Source organism: Bradyrhizobium altum (assembly GCF_020889705.1).
GTDB lineage: Bacteria > Pseudomonadota > Alphaproteobacteria > Rhizobiales > Xanthobacteraceae > Bradyrhizobium > Bradyrhizobium altum.
The window spans coordinates 1-2,000 of record NZ_JACMYP010000512.1; the positions used below are offsets into that span (position 1 = coordinate 1).

The following is a 2,000-nucleotide window of genomic DNA, read 5'->3' on the forward strand; positions in this document are numbered from 1 at the left end:
CGCGATCGCGGCGGCCGGCGCGGCGGCGACCGAAGACAGTATCGCGCGCATGCGCGCGGCCGAAGATCCGGAACTGCTGACCTAAGCCGGCGGGCTCCTGCCGTCAGGCAACCGGGTCGGCGTCGGCGGACACCACCAGCAGTTCCTTGGATTTGCGCGCGATCAGTCGCCCAAGGTCGCCCTGCTTGTAGGTCTCGACGAACTTGATGGCGAAGCCGTTCGGCAGATGCCGGACCACGCGGCCGACGCAGGCGCCGATCGCCAGCGGCATGCCGACCGGCGGCTGCAGCTCGGAGGACACCGCCGCGCCCGACAGCGACACGTCGATGATGAAGCAGCTCTGCATGGTGCCGTCCGCCAGCGTCAGCATGGCATGCGGCGCGACGGGCACAAAACGTGGATTGTTGCGCGCCTCGCGGACGCTCGGATCCTTCTGCTTCTTCTCGATCCAGGTCAGCTTGTCGGCGAACTTCTCGCGCCTGGCATGCGTCATCTCGAGCTCGAGCAGGAAGCTGCCGCTCATCGTGTCGGTGATGCAGCCCTCGAACTTGCCGAACTCCTCGAAATACGAGGTGAGCCGGTCGCCGACCTTGCCGACGACGGGCACGTCCACGATCATCCGGAACGGCGAGACGCGCGTGGTGCGGCAGGCGAAGGTGCGCAGCTTGCCCTGCGCATCGTACCAGTTCGGCAGCGTGTAGCTGCCGTTGACGATGATCCTGACCGCGCGTTGCTTGAGAAACTTTTCGACAGACACGACTGGACCTCGCCCGAGGCGATCTGAGTGCACGGAGGTCTGGGGTTGACCGACATCCGTGGTCGGTCTGGTGGCGGGGACATCCGTTACCGACGCGATTGCAGCGGGAAGGCCGCGGGTTGCGTCCCAGCGCGCCGCACATCGTCCTGGCGCGCAGGTGCGTACAGTCGTACCGTCGAAACACTAGGGAAAAGTTAAGCCGGGACAGAGCGCGGGCGGCCCACTCTATGGCGCAACCCTTACGCGTGTGTTTATTTTGCGAGCCGTACAACTACCGGGAGAGTTGCCGCACGCCGTTGCAATCGCGCCGTGCTCCAAACGGCCTGCCTCGGCTCGCAACCGGGTGCTAGCCTCGACCTTGATGCCAGCCTTTTGATGCCAGCCTTGGCCGAAATCAGACCGGATCCTCATATGCCAAACATCTCAGACAAGTCGCTTGCCGACGGCAAGATCCTGCAAAGCGTGGTCGACGGCGTCGGCGTCATCACCTTCAACAATCCCGACAAGCGTAATGCGATGTCGCTGGAGATGTGGGAAGGGCTCGGCGAGGCGCTGACCGCCTTGCGCGACGATCCGGCTGTCCGTGTCGTGATCCTGGTCGGCGCGGGCGACAAGGCCTTCGTGTCCGGCGCCGATATCAGCCAGTTCGAGAAGACCCGCCGCAACGCGGAAGCCTCCGAGGAATATTCACGGCGAAGCGCCGCCCAGCGCGCCTTGCTCGCCGACTACCCGAAGCCGACCATCGCCTGTATCCGCGGCTTCTGCCTCGGCGGCGGCATGCAGGTCGCGATGCTGACCGATATCCGCATCTCGGGCGCCAGCGGGCAGTTCGGCATTCCCGCCGCCAAGCTCGGCATCGCCTACGGCTATGACGGGCTGCGCCACCTGGTGTCCCTGGTCGGCCCGTCCTGGGCGCGGCTGATCATGTATACCGGCATGCGGATCGACTCCGCGGAAGCGCTGCGGATCGGCCTCGTCGATCGCGTGCTGCCGGACGCCGAGTTGTGGGACGCGACCATGGAGATCGCGGGCACAATTTCGGGCAACGCGCCGCTGGCGATAAAGGCCGCCAAGATCACCATCGCGCATGTGCTGAATGATCCCGCCGATCGCGACATGGCCGCGATCAAGCAGATCGGCATCGACTGCATGGACAGCGCGGATTTCCGCGAAGGCCGCAACGCCTTCATGGAAAAGCGCAAGCCGCAGTTCAAGGGCCGGTAGCGGCGTCCTCGTCCTCACC

At 65.3% G+C, this 2,000-nt stretch carries 2 protein-coding genes; one reads left to right on the forward strand and one right to left on the reverse strand.

Annotation, left to right across the window (positions count from 1 at the left end; genetic code table 11):
* Positions 1–103 precede the first annotated feature (103 nt).
* The gene (locus H8B02_RS46980) at positions 104–757 is read right to left on the reverse strand and encodes a PilZ domain-containing protein (RefSeq protein WP_229172472.1); all 654 of its coding nucleotides are present in this window, start codon (positions 755–757) and stop codon (positions 104–106) included.
* Between the two features lie 411 nt (positions 758–1,168).
* Here H8B02_RS46980 and H8B02_RS46985 point away from each other — a divergent pair, with 411 nt between their 5' ends.
* Positions 1,169–1,981: an enoyl-CoA hydratase gene (locus H8B02_RS46985; protein ID WP_229172473.1), complete on the forward strand. Its 813-nt coding sequence runs from the start codon at positions 1,169–1,171 to the stop codon at positions 1,979–1,981.
* Positions 1,982–2,000: the final 19 nt, after the last annotated feature.

Excerpts from the sequence above, each read along its gene's own strand:
- H8B02_RS46985 (WP_229172473.1), top strand. The coding sequence starts at position 1,169 with ATGCCAAACATCTCAGACAAGTCGCTTGCCGACGGCAAGATCCTGCAA.